The following is a 16,185-nucleotide window of genomic DNA, read 5'->3' as shown; positions in this document are numbered from 1 at the left end:
TTGTGGACACGGCCTGGGGCCGCTCCGCACGGCGCGAAGGACGGGTGGTCCGCTCCCGGGGGAGCGGACCACCCGTCCTTCGCCGGCCCCGGGAGCCTGCCGCGCGCCTACGCGCCATCCCCGGGCCCTTGTCCCCCGTCCCCGTCGCGCCCGTCCATGACGCCGACGCCCGGGTGGGCCCGTACCGCCCGGGCGGCCCCGTACCGCCCGGGCGCGCTCTTGTCAGCCCTGCCGCTTGGGTGGCAGCGGGAAGAAACCGCTGGTCCGCGCCGTGTACTCGGCGAACCCCGGGCGCCCCGACAGATGCTTCTCGAGCAGTGGCTTCCCGCTGCCGTTGATCAGCAGGTAGCTCATCACCAGCGGCGAGACGACCGACACCGCGGCCGCCGCGCCCGAGTCGCAGGCGAGCAGGAACAGGCCCCACCACACACAGAAGTCGCCGAAATAGTTGGGATGCCGGGTCCAGCTCCACAGGCCCCGGTCCATCACCCGGCCGCGGTTCGCGGGATCGGCCTTGAACCGGGCCAGCTGGGCGTCGCCCACCGCCTCGAAGAACAGCCCCACCGCCCACAGCGCGGCGCCCGCAAGGGTGAGGCCCGTCGGTCCGGCGGAGACGTACTGCGCCGCCTGCACGGGCAACGACACCAGCCACACCAGGGCCCCTTGCAGGAGGTAGACCATGCGCAGGGCGTACAGGTTGCGGTTGCCGGGTGCTCTGCCGAGCATCGCCTCGTACCGCGGGTCCTCGCCGTGCCCACGGCCCCGCCGTGCGATGTGCAGGGCCAGCCGCAGCCCCCACAGCGAGGTCAGTACCGTCACCAGGATCCGCCGGCTCTCGTCGCCCTCGCCCGCGGAGGCCAGGAAGGACACCACGGCGACCGCCGTGAACCCGATCCCCCAGGCGACGTCGACGATCCGGTGCACGCCCTTGCGCACGGCGACCGCGAAGGTGACGAGCATGACGGCGAACGCCGCGGCCGCCGCCAGGCCGAGGTTCTGGGCGAACGCTCCCCACGGGAAGCCGCTCATCGTCCGTCCACCCCCGTGTACCAGTGGCCGGGCACCGCGGGCATGCCGCTGCTGCCGCCGGGAGCGGGCCGCACGCACAGGATCTGGTCCACGCCCATGCGCCGCTCCTCGAAGGCGAGCGCCCCGCCGACCAGGTACAGCCGCCACACCCTGGCCGTCTCGGCGCCCACCAGCCGCACGAAGTCGTCCCAGCGGTCCTCCAGCGTGCGGTGCCAGGCCGCGACGGTACGGACGTAGTGTTCCCGCAGCGACTCCACGGACCGCACCTCCAGACCCGCGCTCTCAAGCAGCCCGACGGTGTCGCCGAGCGGCCTCATGTGCATGTCCGGGGCGATGTACGCCTCGATGAAGGCACCGCCGCCGGGGGCCACCGGCCCGCGCGACATCTGCTGGACGAGGACGCGCCCCCGCGGACGGACGAAACGGTGCAGGGACGCGGCGAACGCCGGGTACTCGGCGTCCCCCACGTGCTCGCCCATCTCGATCGCGGTGACGGCCTCGTACGCGCCGCCCGCGATGTCCCGGTAGTCCTGGCAGACCACGTCGACCTGGTGTTCGAGACCTCGCTCGCGCACCTGCTCCCGTACGTACGCGGCCTGTTCCCGGGCCAATGTGACCGCCGTGACCTGGGCCTTGTACTGCTCCGCCGCGTACAGCGTGAGCGAGCCCCAGCCGCAGCCGATGTCGAGGAGCCGGGCACCCGGGACGAGACCGAGCTTGCGGCAGATCAGCTCCAGCTTGGCCCGCTGTGCGTCGGCGGGACCGAAGTCCGGCTCCTCACCGGTCCAGTAGCCGCACGAGTAGGCCATGGTCTCGTCGAGGAGCAGCCGGTAGAACGCGTTCGACAGGTCGTAGTGGTGGCTGATGGCGGCCCGGTCCCGGGCCCTGCTGTGCAGCCCGCCGCGCAGCCGCGCCTGCGAGGCGGGGGCCGGGGGCCTCGGACCCACGGCCCCGAGGCGCAGCGCGGTGCCTGCGGCGCGGACCCGGTCGGCGGCGGTGAGCCGGGGCGCGTGCAGGCTGCGCTCCCGGACGGCGCCCCACATGGCGCGCAGACCCGCGGCGAGGTCGCCCTCGACGTCGATCTCCCCGGTGACATAGGCCTGGGCCACGCCCAGTTCGCCGGGCTGCCAGAGGAGCCGCCGCAGCGCGCGGCGTGTGCGGACGACGACCACCGGGCCGTCCTCGGGGCCGGTCTCGCTGCCGTCCCACGCGCGCAGCCGCAACGGCAGGGGGCCGCCGAGCGCCTCCTCGGCCAGCGCGGCGAGCTGGTGGGCGGCACCGGTACGGGCGGGGCGGGCGGGGGTCACGGGGGTCACGGGGCGGAGTCCTCCTTCGTGAACAGATACTGCTGGACGTCCAGGTAGCCGGAGCGGAATCCCGCTTCGGAGTAGGCGAGGTAGAAGGTCCACATACGGCGGAAGGTCGCGTCGAAACCGAGCGCCCCGACCTCGTCGGCACGCTCGGTGAAGCGTTCGCGCCACAGCCGCAGGGTCTCCGCGTAGTGCGCGCCGAAGGGGTCACGGCGGGTGGTCCGCAGCCGGGTGTGCTCGCGGGTCACCTGCTCGACGGCCTCCACGGAGGGCAGCAGGCCGCCGGGGAAGACGTACTTCTGGATCCAGGTGAAGGTGTCGCGGCTGGCCAGCATCCGGTCGTGCGGCATGGTGATCGCCTGCAGCGCCGCGCGTCCGCCGGGGGCGAGCCGCGCGTCGAGCGTCGCGAAGTAGACCGGCCAGAACTCCGCTCCGACCGCCTCCACCATCTCGACGCTCACCACCGCGTCATAGGTGCCCTCGGCCTCGCGGTAGTCGCACAGCCGGATGGAGACCCGGTCCTCCAGACCCGCTTCGCGCACCCGTCGGCGGGCCAGGTCCCGTTGTTCCCCGGAGAGGGTCAGTGACGTGACCTGGGCGCCGCGGGCGGCCGCGCGTATCGCCAACTCGCCCCATCCGGTGCCGATCTCGAGCAGCCGGGTGCCGGGGCCGACCTCGGCGAGGTCCAGCAGCCGGTCGATCTTGCGGTGTTGGGCGGAGGCCAGCAGGGGCCAGGAGGCGGGGAAACCGCGGAAGAGGGCCGCCGAGTAGCTCAGGGTCTCGTCGAGGAAGAGCGCGAACAGGTCGTTGGAGAGGTCGTAGTGGCGGCTGATGTTGTCGCGGGCACCGGCGGGTGTGTTGCGCTGCGCCTCCGGGCGGCGCGGCGCCCAGAGGCCGCGCAGCCGCTGGAGCGGCTCGGGGATCAGCCGCGCCGCATGGTCGGCGAGCACGGTGAGCGCGGCGACGAGGTCCGGCGCGTCCCATTCGCCCGCCATGTAGGACTCGCCGAAGCCGACCAGTCCCCCGGTGCCGATACGGCGGTGGAAGGCGTCCGGATCGTGGATCTCGATCACCGGGCCGCCGGTGCCGAGACGGCCTCCGTCGGCGAACCGCGCCTGCAGGGGCAGTCGCCGCAGTGCTCTGGCCAGCACGGCACGGGTGACGGCGGTCCGGGCGCGCGAGGCCTCCGGCGGCGTCACCACGTCCGGCCAGCGGGCGGGATCCACGTCCCGGCGCTGCGCGGTGGCGGAGCGGGGCTCGGCTGTCCTCATGTGTCACTCTCCTGGTTCCGGTGGCGTGGACGGGGCTGGACGGGCAGTCCCCGCAGATAGAGGCGGATGCCGTGGACGCGGATGGCGGCCGAGACGGCGACGGTGGACCACGGGTGGCGCAGCGCGGCCCGCAGCAGCGTCCCGGCGGTCGCCTCCCGGCGGGTTCCGCGCACGGTCGCGGTGAAGGGCCGGGTACCCGCGCGCTCCAGACGTACCGTCAGGTCCAGGTGGTCGTCCGGGAGCGGGAGGCGCATGCGGTAGGCGCCGTCGACGGGGAAGAAGGGCGAGACGTAGAACCACTTCTCCGTGCGGTAGACGGGGTTCCCGGTCCGGCGGCCGTCCGCCTGTGCCCGCGTGCCGGCCCGTGTCGTCGTGGTGCCCTGATCCTCGCGGGCGCCGCGGGGCTCTAGCGCCGATCCGGGCTCCGGCACCGGGACGGACTCCCGCACCGGGCCGGATACGCGCGCCGTCCCCGTGTCCTCGGGGAGCAGCAGATAGCAGTGCCGCTCGCCGTACGTGTTGTGCACCTCGGCGACGACGCAGCGCGGTGTGCCGTCGGGGTCGTGGCACCAGTAGAGGGTGAGCGGGTTGAAGACGTGGCCGAGGACCCGCGCGTGGGCGAGCATCGTGACCGGACCGCCGTGCAGATCGATGCCGTGCGAGGCGAGGAAACGGTCGAGCCCGGCGCGAATCGTCGGCTGGTCGCCGTCGAAGTGGTCACGGGCGTCGAAGCCGGCCAACGGGCGGAGCGGGAACGGCAGTCGGGGCGGCCGGTCGGGATCGGTCAGCCACATGTACGTGCGGTGGCGCAGCGCGTACCGGGTCGGCACGGTCCGTACGTGCGAGACCGTGCAGGGGTAGAGGGCGGGGGTGGCGGTCACCATGTCACCCCGAGGGCCGCGGCGGCCGCCACGCCGGAGCGGCAGCCGTCCTCGTGGAATCCCCAGCCGTGGTAGGCGCCGGCGTACGCGGTCACCGGGCCGGCCAGTTCCGGGAGTCGGGCCTGCGCGGCCACGGACTCCGGCGTGTAGACGGGGTGTTCGTACACCATGCGGGCCAGGACGCGGTCCGGGTCGACACGGTCCTCGCCTCCGAGGGTGACGACGTAGGGGTCGGACGCGTCGAGGCGTTGGAGCCGGTTCATGTCGTAACTGACCCGGACGCGGTCCGCTCCGGCGTCGCACGCGGGCATCAGATAGTTCCAGGAGGCCCTCGCGCCCCGGGCGCGCGGCAGAAGCGTGGTGTCCGTGTGCAGCAGGGTGGTGTTGCGGGAGTAGCGGAAGGCGCCGAGCACCTCCCGCTCCCGCTCGGTGGGGTCGGCGAGCAGTCTCAGGGCCTGGTCGGGGTGGACCGCGATCACCACGGAGTCGTACGCGGCGGTGGTGCCGTCCTCGGTGGTGACGTCCACCCCGTCGGCGTGCCGGCGCACGGCCCGGACGGGCGCGGAGGTGTGCACGGCGTCGAGCTGCTTGGCCACCCGGTCGACGTAGGAGCGGGAACCCCCGGTCACCGTGCGCCACACCGGGGAGTCGGTCACCGACAGCATGCCGTGGTGGTCCAGGAATCGGAACAGGTAGGCGGCCGGGTAGCGGCCCGCCGTGACGGCGTCGCAGGACCAGACCGCCGACACCAGGGGGGTCGCGAAGTGCTGGACGAAGTACGGCGAGAAGCGCTCTCGGGTCAGGAATCCGGCCAGTGTCAGGTTCTCCTCACCGCCCGCCGCGAGCAGTCGCCGGGCCGCGCGATGGAAAGCCGGCACTTCGGTGAGCATCCGGAGGTAGGGGCCACGCAGCGCGTTCCGCGGCCGTGCGAACAGTCCGGCCGGGCCGCGCGCGCCCGCGTACTCGAGGCCGCAGCCCTCGCACCGCACCGACATGCTCATCTCCGACTCCTGGGTGGCGACACCGAGTTCGTCGAAGAGCCGCAGGAGGTTCGGGTACGTACGGCGGTTGTGCACGATGAAGCCCGAATCGACGCGGTGCAGTCCTCCGTCGGAGGAGGCGAGGTCGTGGGTGTGCGCGTGGCCGCCCAGCCGGTCGTCCGCCTCGTACAGGACCACCTGCCGCGCGCGGCCCAGCACGTGGGCGGCGGTCAGTCCCGACACGCCCCCGCCGATGACGGCCGTCCGCCGCCCGGGACCGCTCCGGCCGCCCCGCCGGCGGTCCCCGGTCCCCTCGTCCGTACCCGAGGCGTCCCCTGACGCTTGCCGCACCATGTCTCCTCCCACCCGGCTCGCCTGTTTCGGCTTCAGAGCTCTCGGCCCTATTCCGAAGCTGCGGCCCTGATGGATTGGCCGGAAGGTGCTCTTCCTCCGATCGGGTGAGAGAGCGGTGCGCGCGCGGGGTCTGCGAGGGGTGTGCGCCCGGTGCGGCGCGGTGGCGGACCTCGCGGACCGTCGCCACGGACGGTGTCCCGGCGGTCACCGCGGGACACGGCTCCCGCGCCGCGGACCCGGCGGTTCAGGCACGCGGCCCCCGGCGCGGACACGGCCTTCCGGGACGATGCGCGAGGGCTCCCGAGTGCCGGGACGGCGGCCGGTCCGTCACTTGGCCCCGTGGCGCGGCCGTTTGAAGCCGAGCAGGGTGCGGTACCGCTCGCGCCTCGCGAACTCCCCCAGCGGCCAGATCACCGGACGCCCCACCTCGGCGCAGAGGTGAAGGACCCCGCCCTCCCCCACGACCACTCCGACGTGGGCGCCCCAGGCCTGTTCGCCGGAGTTGAAGAGCGCGAGGTCGAGCGGCCGGGGTTCCCCGACCCGCTCCGTCAGCAGGGTGTCGTCCCACAGGTCGCTCGATCGCCAGGCGGGCAGGCGCGGGCCGAAGTGGCGCAGCACCTCGTAGGCGAAGTACTGGCAATTGGCGCCGTCGGCGAGGCCCGGTCTCTCGGCGACGGACCGCGATCCGGGAAAGCGCCGCCCCACGTACGGCGTCGCCCAGATCCCCTCCGGCAGGTGGGCCGCCGGCTCCCCCTCGCCCGGTGTGCGCACCCGCGACTCCCTCCGTACGACCGCGCCGGGTCCCAGGGTGGCCCACACGGACGGTGGTCCGCGAGGCCCGCGCCGGCGCGGGCCCGGAGTACCGTACGGCCGCTCCCCGCCACCCGCGCGGGCGGCGGCCACCTCTACACATAAAGAAGAAATAAGCGCACAATGGGGACAAGTGGCGCTTGCCGCATACCACACCGGAAGCGGTCAGGCACGCCCAGATCGAAGGAGTCGACCCATGGCCAACGTCTCGCACCCCAGAAACGACATCACGACCCATCCGGACGTGACCGAAATGCGTGACCGGTATGCCCGCGTGATGGGTGGCCGTGATGTGGCGCTCGTCGACGGACCCGTGTTCCTGCTCGGTCTGTACTGTGCCGTGTCCCCGTGGATACTCCACTACACGGCCAGTCAGCCCGCCCTGATGACCCACAACCTCGTCATGGGCATCGCGATCGCCGTGCTGGCCCTCGGATTCACCGTCATGCCGGAGAGGATGTACGGCCTGAGCTGGGCCATCTGCGCGATGGGCGTGTGGATGATCATCTCGCCGTGGGTGGTCGGCACCAGCCCGGACACCGGTGTGGTGATCAACAACATCGTCATCGGCGCGCTGGCCGTGGTGCTGGGGGCGGTCTGCGCGTTCGCGGCGACGAAGAACACCTCCCGGGCGTAGACCCGGCCGTCGCGGGAGGACGGTGATCCGTACGCGGGAGAGGAAGCCGCGGACACCCGCAGGCCGGTCCGCCCGTGCGGGCCGGCCGCACCGCGCCCGCCGGCACCCCCTCGGTAGCACGGCCCGGCCGCATCACGTCCCCCACTCCCTCGGCCGCGCGGAGCGCCGCCCTCAGCGCGTCCCGCCGCCGCCGGTCGCGCGGACCGCCGGGCCCCGGGGCACGGTCAGGCGCCGAGCGACCATCGCGGAACACTGCCCGCGAGACGGCAGGCCAGGAAGTAGAGCGGGATCGGCGGTGTGTACGGCGACTCGCCCGCGGGCCGGTGGATCAGACGCGGGCGGCCCTGGCGAGGGCGCCGCAGGGCCCGCGTCCACGACGGCTCGGCCAGCCGGGCGCCGATCGCGTAGCGCGTGGTGGACGGCCAGGCCACACCTATCTGGGAACCGGACGGGACGATCCACCACCACCGCCCCTCGGCGGCGAAGACACAGCCGACGCGGGGCAGACAGTCCATGATCCGTTCGCCGTGCTCCCGGGAGGTGCCCACCGCGTCGTACCCCAGGCTCGGGGACAGTTCGGCGGGGATCACCAGCCGCGAGGGGTCCTCCGAGGAGGGCGCCGCGGGCAGGTGCGGGCGCGGTTCGGGGGCGAAGGCGTGACCGCGCGGGTCGGCGCCGGGGGCATGCGCGCGATGGACGAGGGCGGTGCCGTGGTCGTGCGGGTCGAGGGGGGCGCCGGACTCACGGGCACCGAGGCCTGTGCCGTGGTCGTGCGGGTCGCGCGTCGAGGTGTGCTCACACAGGTCAGGAGTGTGCTGTCGTTCCATCAGACGGAGATCCTTCGGCCGAGTGGGGGATGGGCCGGGCGGTGTTCGTGGTCGGTGGACGGTCGGTCGGGGCGGGGTCGACGTCGCGCGACGGGAGGACGGCCCAGACGACGCGGCCCGACCCGTCGGCGGTGTCTCTGACACCCCAGTCGCTGCTCAGCGCGCCGACCAGCAGGAGTCCGCGTCCGCACTGGTCCTCGGGACCCGGCCGACGCCGGGACGGGAGGGTCCAGCCGCGCTTCTGGTCCTCGACCTCGATATGGAGCGGCCCCTGGGCGATATGGAGTCTGCACACGATCCACTCGCTCGCCGTGTGCGTCAGGGCGTTGGTGACGAGCTCGGAGACGAGCAGGACAGCGTTGTCATACGTCTCGGGATCGACGCCCCACTCACTCAGCAGGTCGCCCACGTGTCTTCGGGCCACACCCACTGATGCGGGGGCCGCGCGCAGGGCGAAGACTCCGGCCCGATGGGGATATTCGTCCCCCGGCAGTCGGACCACAGGCTGGGGGAGGGAGGGCGGGGTCATCGCCGTTCGCCTTTCGTCTGCCTGCGCCACAGGCGGTGCCAGTGCCGCCCCGGAGGCCCGGTACCGCCACGAGAGGCGTTCAACTCGTCGCGCAAGGTGTCCTGCCACAGCCCCGCCTCCCCCAACTGGGCTGTGTCATCTCTCCCTTGACCGTGCCGGGGACGATAGGACCACTGTGGCAGCTGCCAACAGCAGCTCGCAACCGACAAGTTGAAATTTGCAGAGTGCCGGGTGCATGCTTCCCCGGTCGACGGATGATCGTGACAGACTGCGACCTCGAAGCCCGCTGTGAGGGGGTAACGCGTGTCCACGGAATCCGACTGGGGTGGCGCGCCGTCGGTCCTGCGCATGATCCTGGGCAGACAGCTGGAGGAACTCCGGACCCGGGCCGACCTGACGTATGAGCAGGCCGGCGAGGCGATCGGGGTCAGCCACTCCACCATCCGCCGGATGGAGGCGGCCAAGGTGGCCCGGCTGCGCCTGGCGGACGCCGAGAAACTGCTGCAGATCTACGGCGTGACGGACCAGCAGGAGATCGACACCTTCCTGAAGTCGGTCCGCGAGGCCAACAAGCACGGCTGGTGGCACACCTACCGCGACGTGCTGCCGGACTGGTTCGCCGCGTATCTGAGCCTGGAACAGGCCGCGCTCCAGATCCGCGCGTACGAGGCGGAGTTCGTCCACGGGCTGCTGCAGACGGAGGAGTACGCGCGTGCCCTGCTGGGCGCGGGCAACCCGCACGCCCCGGCCGAGGCCACCGAGCGGCGGGTCGCCCTGCGCATGCGCCGCCAGGAGCTGCTGACCCGGCCGGCGCCGCCACGCGTCTGGGTCGTGATGGACGAGACCGTGCTGCGCTGGCCGGTCGGCGGCCCCGAGGTGATGCGCGCCCAGGTCGACCATCTGATCGCGATGAACGCGCTCCCGAACGTCACCGTGCAGATCATGCCCTTCGGGAACGGTCCGCACCCGGCCATGCGGGCCGGCGCGTTCCACCTCTTCCGGTTCAGGGCCCGCGAGTTGCCGGACATCGTCTATTCGAGCGGCCTGGTGGGCGCCGTCTATCTCGACAAGGCGGACGACGTCCTGGTCTACCGCGAGGCGCTGGACCGGCTGGGCGCGCAGGCGGCGCCCGCCACGAAGACCGAGACCCTGCTCGGCTCGATCCGCAAGGAGTTGTGAGTGCACCACCACATAGGCAAGTCCCCGCTGGGGAGCCCGCGCATGGGGAGTCCTCGCACGGGTGATCCGTCGATACGCAATGGCATGCCCTCCCGCGATCTCGGCGCGCAGGGCTGGCACAAGCCGTGGAGCGACGACGCGGGCGGCGCCTGCATCGAGGTGAAGAAGCTGCTCGACGGGCGGATCGCGCTGCGCCAGTCCACCGATCCCGACGGGCCCGCGCTGGTCTTCACCCCCCACGAGATGACGAGCTTCCTGACCGGCGTCAAGGCGGGGGCGGCCGACTTCCTTCTCTGACAACCTTGTCTTCTTGCTTATGCCCTGTGTGTCCTGCTCACCACCTACCGCACTCGACACCCGCTGTGAACCGACGACTTGATGGGAGGGGCGGCGTTGCCCGACAACGGATGGCCGGCCGACCGTATCGACACCGAGAGCGCGCACTCCGCGCGCATCTACGACTACATCCTGGGCGGCAAGGACTTCTACCCCGCCGACCAGGAGGCGGGCGACGCCATGGCGCGGGAGTGGCCCGCGCTGCCGATCCACATGAAGGCCAACCGCGACTGGATGAACCGCGCGGTGGCCTACCTCGCCGAGGAGGCGGGGGTACGCCAGTTCCTGGACGTCGGCACCGGCATCCCCACCTCACCCAATCTCCATGAGATCGCCCAGTCGGTGGCCCCGGACTCGCGGGTCGTCTACGTCGACAACGATCCCATCGTGCTGACCCTCTCGCAGGGGCTGCTGTCCAGCACCCCCGAGGGCAGGACGGCCTACGTCGAGGCCGACATGCTGGACCCGGCGACGATCCTGAGCGCCCCGGAGCTGCGGGACACGCTCGACCTCACCCGGCCCGTGGCCCTCACCGTGATAGCGATCGTCCACTTCGTGCTGGACGAGGCCGACGCGGTCGGCATCGTCCGCCGGCTGCTGGAGCCGCTGCCCTCGGGAAGCTATCTGGCGATGTCCATCGGAACCGCCGAGTTCGCGCCCCAGGAGGTGGGCCGCGTCGCCCGTGAGTACGCGGCGCGCAACATGCCGATGCGGCTGCGGACCCACGCGGAGGCGGAGGAGTTCTTCGAAGGTCTCGAACTCGTCGAGCCCGGCATCGTCCAGGTCCACAAGTGGCACCCGGACGGCACGGAGACCGAGCCGATCCGCGACGAGGACATCGCGATGTACGGGGCGGTGGCCCGCAAACCCTGAGTGCCACGACGCCGGTTCACCCCCTTGTCCGCCGGGTGCCCGTCCGTGGCCCCGGCGGGCGGGGCCGGTGGCCGGCGGAGGCCGACGGCGACCGCCCCCGCCGGGGGGCTCAGGCGTCGGCCGTGGAGTCGAGCAGGGTCGCGCACTCATCCGCGAGCGCCGTCATCCCGTAGGCCTCCGCCACGCGCAGCGCCTCCCGCAGGAGCCCGGAGGCGCGGGCGGCGGCGCCGGGGCGGCCGGTCCTGCGCAGCGCGCGGGCACGGGCCACCCGCAGACGGGCCAGTTGGGGCTGCGAGGAGCGGACCGGCTCCGCGGCCAGGTCGAACGCGGCGAGCGCGGCGTCCGGCTCCCCCGCGGCCAGCGCGAGCAGGCCACGGGCCCGGGCGACCGGGCCGACCAGCACGGTGGGCCAGCCCGCGAGGGCGATCTCCTCCCCGTCATGGGCGGCGAGGCGGTCGCGCAGTCCCGGTACGACCTCGCGCAGTTGGCTCTCGAACCCGCCCCGCGCGTCCAGTGCGGCGCTCACCTCGGCGAGCAGGACCAGCGTGGGCACCGCCCACCCCGAGGGCGGGAACCGGGTGAAGTCGGCGGTCTCGTGGGCGAACCCCACGAGCCGGTCGGCCCCTTCGGCGTACTGGCCCGTCTCGCACAGGGCCAGGGCCAGTCCGGCCCGCCAGACCGGGAAGTAGCCGTGCCGTTCGACGGTGTCGGCCAGACCTGAGCCGAACAGGTCGGCCATCCGCCCCTGTTCCCTCAGCAGCCAGTAGGCCTGTCCCAGACGGGTCTGCTGGAGGTTGTCCGCGGGGACGGCCAGGTCGGCGGATAATCGCTCGACGAACGTCAGCGACTCACCGAAGATCCAGCCCGCCGCCTGCTCGAACCGGCCGTGCCACAGGTCGAGCAGGGCGTCCAGGGTCCGCTGCTGCCAGACGGCGAGGGTGCTGCGGGTGTCCGCCGCGTGCTTGCGGTACTGGTTCGCCGTGGCCAGCGCGCTGTAGACCTTGCCGGCACGCAACTGGTCGAGGGCCAGGGCCATCAGTGCCTCACCGCGGAAGTACGCCGAGTCGTGCCCGGCCGCCGCGTCGCGCAGCCGTTCGGCGAGCGCCAGGGATTCGGCGGTGGGGACGAAGTCGTAGAGGCCCCACCGGCATTCGGTGAGGACCTCGCAGCGCACCTCGTCGTCCTTGCCGTCCACGGCCAGCCGGCGCAGTGTGCCGCGGGCCAGGCGGGCGCCCTGCTCGGGCCCCGCCCGGCCCGCCGCGGTGTCCTCACTGACCGCCATCGACAGCTTCTTCGCCAGGTGCGCGTTGAGCCGCAGACGCAGTCCGGCGGCCTCGGCTCCCCCGTCCTGTGCCAGCGCGGCGAGGCTCTCCCTGATCCGCTGCAGCAGTTCGTGGTCGACCTGGCCGGGGTCCGACCAGCGGCGGGCCATCCTGATCACGGCCTCCGCCTGGGCCGACGGGTCGCCTTCCGCGTTCGCGTACGCCGCCCGGTAGAGACGCTCCGCCTCCCGCATGTCCCCGGTGGCGTGGCTGAGGTCACCGCGTCTGAGCAGGCGGTCGAACTCGTCCCGCCGCCGGGCCACGGCCGAACCGCCCTGTCCGGGAGCGGGGTTCACCAGTTTTCCGGCCCGTTCCAGCGGACCGGCGGCGACCGTCTTCGAGATGCGCTCGAAGGAGGGGTCGGGAACCAGGGCCAGCAGCGCGCCCCTGGCGTCCAGCCGTTCGTCGCAGAGCTGGGCGAGTTCGCGTGTCACGCGCCGCTGGCCCGTCTCGATCCGGCTGAGGAAGCTTCGGCTGCAGTGCACCTCCTCGGCCAGCCGGCCGAGCGACTTCCCGGCCGCCGTCCGACGCCGGCGCAGTTCCGCGCCGAACGCGTTCTCTTCGATCGTCATCCCTCCAACGGCTCGCGCCCTGGCACCTGTTGCCAGAAAGCGTTGGCAACAGCCGACCGCTCCGCGTTGGCGCGGAAACCCACCAGTCTGTGTGGGGCGAGCTTACAGGGAGCGAGCGCGCGGACACCGGCAGACAGGAGCCTCGGGCATGGGTGCGGACGGTCCCAAAGTGGTGGCGGCGGTCGACTTCGGCACCCATGGCACCGGCTTCGCCTGGGCGGTGCGGACACCGCAGAACGACGATCCGCGCACCAGGCGGGTGCAGTTCTTCACGCGGTTCCCCGGCGGACGGCTGGACTACCCGAAGAACCTGACCGCGATCCTGCTGTCCGCGGCGGGCGAGACGGTCGCCTGGGGCCACCGTGCCCACGGCGCGTGGGCGGACGCTCTCGCCAACGGGCGGGCGGACGGCCTCGGTTACGCCTACGCCTTCAAGACGGCCTGGAAGAGCGGCGGCTCGATGTCGGACATGCCGACGGTGGGCGGCTTCGTCGACCTCGGCGACCGGGGCCGGGTGCGGGAGCTGACCACCGCCTACCTCAGGGAGATCCGCGAGCTGGCGATGGCGGAGATCGGGGCGATGAAGTACGCGGAACGGGAGGTCCGTTGGTGCATCACGGTCCCCGCCATCTGGGACGACGAGGGCAGGGCCGTGATGCGGCGGGCGGCCGTCGACGCCGGCTTCCCCGACGATCCGGAGCGTCTGCTGCTGGCCATCGAGCCCGAGGCCGCCGCGCTGTACTGCTACCTGCGGATGACGGACACGGACCCCGGCCCGCACACCCGCCCCGGCGCGGACGCGGCTCCGACCGGACCCGCCCGGCTGCCCCTGCATCTCGACGGCTTCCGTTTCGTGGTGATCGACTGCGGCGGCGGCACCGTCGACATCACGGCCTACGAGTCGGAGAGCGGTGCCGGTCCGTCGATCGCGCTGCGCGAGATCGGCCTCGCCACCGGCGGCCATCTGGGTTCCGAGTACGTCAACCAGGCGTTCCGGGACACGACCCTGGGCGAGCGCTTCGGGCCCGCGGTCCTCAAACGCATCGAACGCGACCACCCGGCCGAGCTGTTGAGGATGTCCCGGCAGTGGGAGCACGCCAAGCGCACGGTGGAGGTGGAGCGGGACGCCACCTCGGTCGCTCATGTACTCGATCCGGTCCGCATCGAGGTGCCGGCCGTCGTGTGGGCCCTCCTCGAAGAGCCGGTGCGGGCGCGGCTGACCGCGGACGCCGGCGGACTGCCCCGCCAGCTCGTCCTCCCGCCCGACGAGGTGGAGGCACTGCTCGACGAGACGGTGGACGGCATCCTGGACAAGGTCACCGAGCAGCTGGCGACCGTCGCGCGGACCGCCGACGCGGGCTCCGGGCCCGAGACCCTGCTCCTGGTCGGCGGTTTCGCCCGCTCCGAGTGGCTGCGGGAGCGGATGCGCGCCCGCTTCGGCGGGCGGCACCGCATCCTGGTCCCGCCGGACCCGGCCCTCGCCGTCCTGGAGGGCGCCGTCCACTTCGCCTACCGGCCCGACGTGTTCGTCTCCCGGCAGGCCCGGTACACCTACGGGTTCGAGACGGCCAAACCCTTCGAGGAGGGTGTCGACTCGGCGATGCGCATGTACCGGGACGACGAGGGCGACGTGCTGTGCGTCGGCCGGTTCGGTATCGCCGTGCGCCGTATGGACGGCGTGCGGGTGAAGGACGCCTACCCCTTCCGCATCGTGCCGGTCCGGGAGGACCAGCACCAGTTGGACGTGGACCTGTACCGCACGGTCCGGCCCGATCCCCGGTACGTCGACGAGGACGGCTGCGAGGAGATCGGCCGGCTGACCGTGGACCTGAGCGGCACCGTCGGCAGGCCGCTGCGCGAACGCGCCGTGATGCTGCTGTTCTACTTCGGCGCCAGTGAACTCCGGGTCGAGGTGTTCGACCCTGCCACCGAGGAGACCAGCCGGGTCTCCGTCGACTTCGACCGGATGTAGCCATGACCGGACACCCCGAGGGAGGAATCGTGTTCTTCAGCCGCCACAAGGCCGGACCCCCGCAGGACGGCGGGGGCGGGTCCGGTGACCGGGCCGCCGTGGTCGTACCGCGCCCTGTGGAGGAGGAGACGGCCTTCCTGATCCCGCAGACCGAGTGGAAACAACTGGTCGTGAGGCTGGACGGGCTGGAGGCATTGGAGGCCCGGGTACGGAGGCTGGAGGCCGACGCGGACGCGGAGCGGGCCGCGGTACGGGCGCAGACGCGGTCCGAGATGGGCGAGTGGGCCGACCGGGTCGAGCGCCGCATGCGGGGAATCGAGACCCGGCTGCGGGACACCCTGGCCGGGTTCGGCCCGCTGGGCGAGCGGGTCACAGAACTGACGGCCCGTCATGAGCAGGCCGACGAGCGGGTGCTGGCACTGGAGGGTGGCGCCGCCGAGACCCGCCGTCTTCTCGACGAGCTGGGCGAGGTCCTCGACCTCGTGCGGGGTGCCCAGGTGGAGGAACGCACCGATCTCACCCGGGAGGACTTCCTCGTCCACTACGAACTCGCCGGACGGCTCAAGGCCCTCTACACGCAGCGCCTGCCCGATCTGATCCAGCCCCGGCTGGCGGCCGAGCGCCCGCGCGACGCCGTGCGCCGTCAGGCCGAGTTGATCCGCCGGCTGTGCCTGGCGCTCTTCGGTCCGGCGGAGGACGGCGGGGTGGGGGATCCGGATCTCGACGAGCTGACCCGCGTCACCACCGACACCGGGCGGGTGGGGCTCGACCAGCAGCACCAGAGGCTGCTGGAACGGGTCGGCGCGGAGGCCTCGAACCTGTCCCGGGCCATGAACGAGAGCGGTTACGCCAGCCGTTTCGACTTCTCGGTGGCGCCCGGCACCGTGGCGGACCCTCGGGAGCACGCCCTGTGGCTCTCCTGCGAGGCCGGCCGCCCTGTCGCCTTCGTGGTGTGTCCGGCCTATCGGGCGGCGGACCGCAGGCTCCTGGAGCCGCTCGTCTTCACCGAGTCCGGCGGGGAGGGCTGAGGGCCGTGCGGGAGCTGCCGCGGTCGGACGAACAGTGGCTGGACGCGGCTGAGCCGGCGGCCGGTGTCCAATCCGCCACGGGGGCCGGCGCACCGGTGACGTCCGACGTGACCCGGGCTCCGACCCGGCACGGCAAGGTTTCGGTCCGGGGCGCGCGGGGGGCGCTCCGGCCCGGAGATCCGTACGCCCGCGGCTGGGCCGCCTCACCGGCGACGCGCCGGCCCATGGCCGGGACCGGCTCGCGCGGCGGCGGATGACGAAGGGGGCTCGGTGCG

Annotated in this window: 15 protein-coding genes; 6 read left to right on the top strand and 9 right to left on the bottom strand. The window is 72.7% G+C overall.

The features are described from left to right. Window positions 1–222: 222 nt before the first annotated feature. The 6 genes from OG776_RS37200 to OG776_RS37175 form a co-directional block, all read right to left on the bottom strand. Window positions 223–1,029: a DUF1295 domain-containing protein gene (locus tag OG776_RS37200; RefSeq protein WP_148009581.1), complete on the bottom strand. Its 807-nt coding sequence runs from the start codon at window positions 1,027–1,029 to the stop codon at window positions 223–225. After that, the gene (locus OG776_RS37195) at window positions 1,026–2,336 is read right to left on the bottom strand and encodes a cyclopropane-fatty-acyl-phospholipid synthase family protein (protein WP_329323806.1); all 1,311 of its coding nucleotides are present in this window, start codon (window positions 2,334–2,336) and stop codon (window positions 1,026–1,028) included. The genes OG776_RS37200 and OG776_RS37195 overlap by 4 nt, the downstream gene beginning before the upstream one ends. 5 nt (window positions 2,337–2,341) lie before the next feature. After that, entirely contained in the window at window positions 2,342–3,610 is a 1,269-nt protein-coding gene (locus tag OG776_RS37190; protein WP_148009582.1) for an SAM-dependent methyltransferase, read from the bottom strand. Next, window positions 3,607–4,494, bottom strand: coding sequence for a DUF1365 domain-containing protein (locus OG776_RS37185; RefSeq protein WP_148009583.1), 888 nt, complete (start codon window positions 4,492–4,494; stop codon window positions 3,607–3,609). The genes OG776_RS37190 and OG776_RS37185 overlap by 4 nt, the downstream gene beginning before the upstream one ends. Further along, window positions 4,488–5,825 (bottom strand): NAD(P)/FAD-dependent oxidoreductase, encoded by a 1,338-nt coding sequence (locus OG776_RS37180; RefSeq protein WP_148009584.1) that lies wholly within the window; start codon window positions 5,823–5,825, stop codon window positions 4,488–4,490. Before OG776_RS37180 ends, OG776_RS37185 begins: the two co-directional genes overlap by 7 nt. Window positions 5,826–6,152: 327 nt before the next feature. Further along, window positions 6,153–6,596, bottom strand: a complete 444-nt coding sequence (locus tag OG776_RS37175) for a hydrolase (protein WP_148009585.1) — start codon at window positions 6,594–6,596, stop codon at window positions 6,153–6,155. 235 nt (window positions 6,597–6,831) lie between these two features. Between OG776_RS37175 and OG776_RS37170 the strand changes: the two genes are divergently transcribed. Further along, window positions 6,832–7,272 carry an SPW repeat protein gene (locus tag OG776_RS37170; RefSeq protein WP_148009586.1) on the top strand — a complete coding sequence of 147 codons (441 nt, stop codon included), beginning with the start codon at window positions 6,832–6,834 and terminating at the stop codon, window positions 7,270–7,272. A gap of 224 nt (window positions 7,273–7,496) precedes the next feature. Here OG776_RS37170 and OG776_RS37165 read toward each other — a convergent pair whose 3' ends face one another. Together OG776_RS37165 and OG776_RS37160 are read right to left on the bottom strand one after the other, a co-directional pair. Then, window positions 7,497–8,099 (bottom strand): hypothetical protein, encoded by a 603-nt coding sequence (locus OG776_RS37165; RefSeq protein WP_315986899.1) that lies wholly within the window; start codon window positions 8,097–8,099, stop codon window positions 7,497–7,499. Next, window positions 8,077–8,601, bottom strand: coding sequence for an ATP-binding protein (locus OG776_RS37160; protein WP_329326647.1), 525 nt, complete (start codon window positions 8,599–8,601; stop codon window positions 8,077–8,079). Before OG776_RS37160 ends, OG776_RS37165 begins: the two co-directional genes overlap by 23 nt. 330 nt (window positions 8,602–8,931) lie before the next feature. On the opposite strand from OG776_RS37160, the gene OG776_RS37155 reads away from it, so the two are divergent. The 3 genes from OG776_RS37155 (at window position 8,932) to OG776_RS37145 (ending at window position 11,016) form a co-directional block, all read left to right on the top strand. Next, a complete protein-coding gene (locus tag OG776_RS37155) occupies window positions 8,932–9,807 on the top strand; it encodes a helix-turn-helix domain-containing protein (protein ID WP_329323302.1) in 876 nt (291 codons plus the stop codon). A 42-nt stretch (window positions 9,808–9,849) separates the two neighbouring features. Next, entirely contained in the window at window positions 9,850–10,104 is a 255-nt protein-coding gene (locus OG776_RS37150) for a DUF397 domain-containing protein (protein WP_148009595.1), read from the top strand. Between the two features lie 96 nt (window positions 10,105–10,200). After that, a complete protein-coding gene (locus OG776_RS37145; protein WP_148009589.1) occupies window positions 10,201–11,016 on the top strand; it encodes an SAM-dependent methyltransferase in 816 nt (271 codons plus the stop codon). Window positions 11,017–11,125: 109 nt separating this feature from the next. Here the strand turns inward: OG776_RS37145 and OG776_RS37140 are convergent, their stop codons facing one another. Then, a complete protein-coding gene (locus tag OG776_RS37140; RefSeq protein WP_148009590.1) occupies window positions 11,126–12,910 on the bottom strand; it encodes a helix-turn-helix domain-containing protein in 1,785 nt (594 codons plus the stop codon). A gap of 148 nt (window positions 12,911–13,058) precedes the next feature. Between OG776_RS37140 and OG776_RS37135 the strand changes: the two genes are divergently transcribed. Both OG776_RS37135 and OG776_RS37130 read left to right on the top strand, forming a co-directional pair. Further along, entirely contained in the window at window positions 13,059–14,882 is a 1,824-nt protein-coding gene (locus OG776_RS37135) for an Hsp70 family protein (RefSeq protein WP_148009591.1), read from the top strand. A 29-nt stretch (window positions 14,883–14,911) separates the two neighbouring features. Beyond that, window positions 14,912–15,910: a hypothetical protein gene (locus OG776_RS37130; protein WP_329323301.1), complete on the top strand. Its 999-nt coding sequence runs from the start codon at window positions 14,912–14,914 to the stop codon at window positions 15,908–15,910. Window positions 15,911–16,185 lie beyond the last annotated feature (275 nt).

This window comes from Streptomyces sp. NBC_01689 (assembly GCF_036250675.1).
Taxonomy (GTDB): Bacteria; Actinomycetota; Actinomycetes; order Streptomycetales; family Streptomycetaceae; genus Streptomyces.
Note: the sequence above shows the minus strand (reverse complement) of the source record. Positions and strands in the feature narration are given on the sequence as shown.

Coding starts and splice junctions, on each gene's coding strand:
- OG776_RS37200 (WP_148009581.1), bottom strand. CDS start 1,029: ATGAGCGGCTTCCCGTGGGGAGCGTTCGCCCAGAACCTCGGCCTGGCG.
- OG776_RS37190 (WP_148009582.1), bottom strand. CDS start 3,610: ATGAGGACAGCCGAGCCCCGCTCCGCCACCGCGCAGCGCCGGGACGTG.
- OG776_RS37185 (WP_148009583.1), bottom strand. CDS start 4,494: ATGGTGACCGCCACCCCCGCCCTCTACCCCTGCACGGTCTCGCACGTA.
- OG776_RS37180 (WP_148009584.1), bottom strand. CDS start 5,825: ATGGTGCGGCAAGCGTCAGGGGACGCCTCGGGTACGGACGAGGGGACC.
- OG776_RS37170 (WP_148009586.1), top strand. CDS start 6,832: ATGGCCAACGTCTCGCACCCCAGAAACGACATCACGACCCATCCGGAC.
- OG776_RS37165 (WP_315986899.1), bottom strand. CDS start 8,099: ATGGAACGACAGCACACTCCTGACCTGTGTGAGCACACCTCGACGCGC.
- OG776_RS37150 (WP_148009595.1), top strand. CDS start 9,850: ATGGGGAGTCCTCGCACGGGTGATCCGTCGATACGCAATGGCATGCCC.
- OG776_RS37140 (WP_148009590.1), bottom strand. CDS start 12,910: ATGACGATCGAAGAGAACGCGTTCGGCGCGGAACTGCGCCGGCGTCGG.
- OG776_RS37135 (WP_148009591.1), top strand. CDS start 13,059: ATGGGTGCGGACGGTCCCAAAGTGGTGGCGGCGGTCGACTTCGGCACC.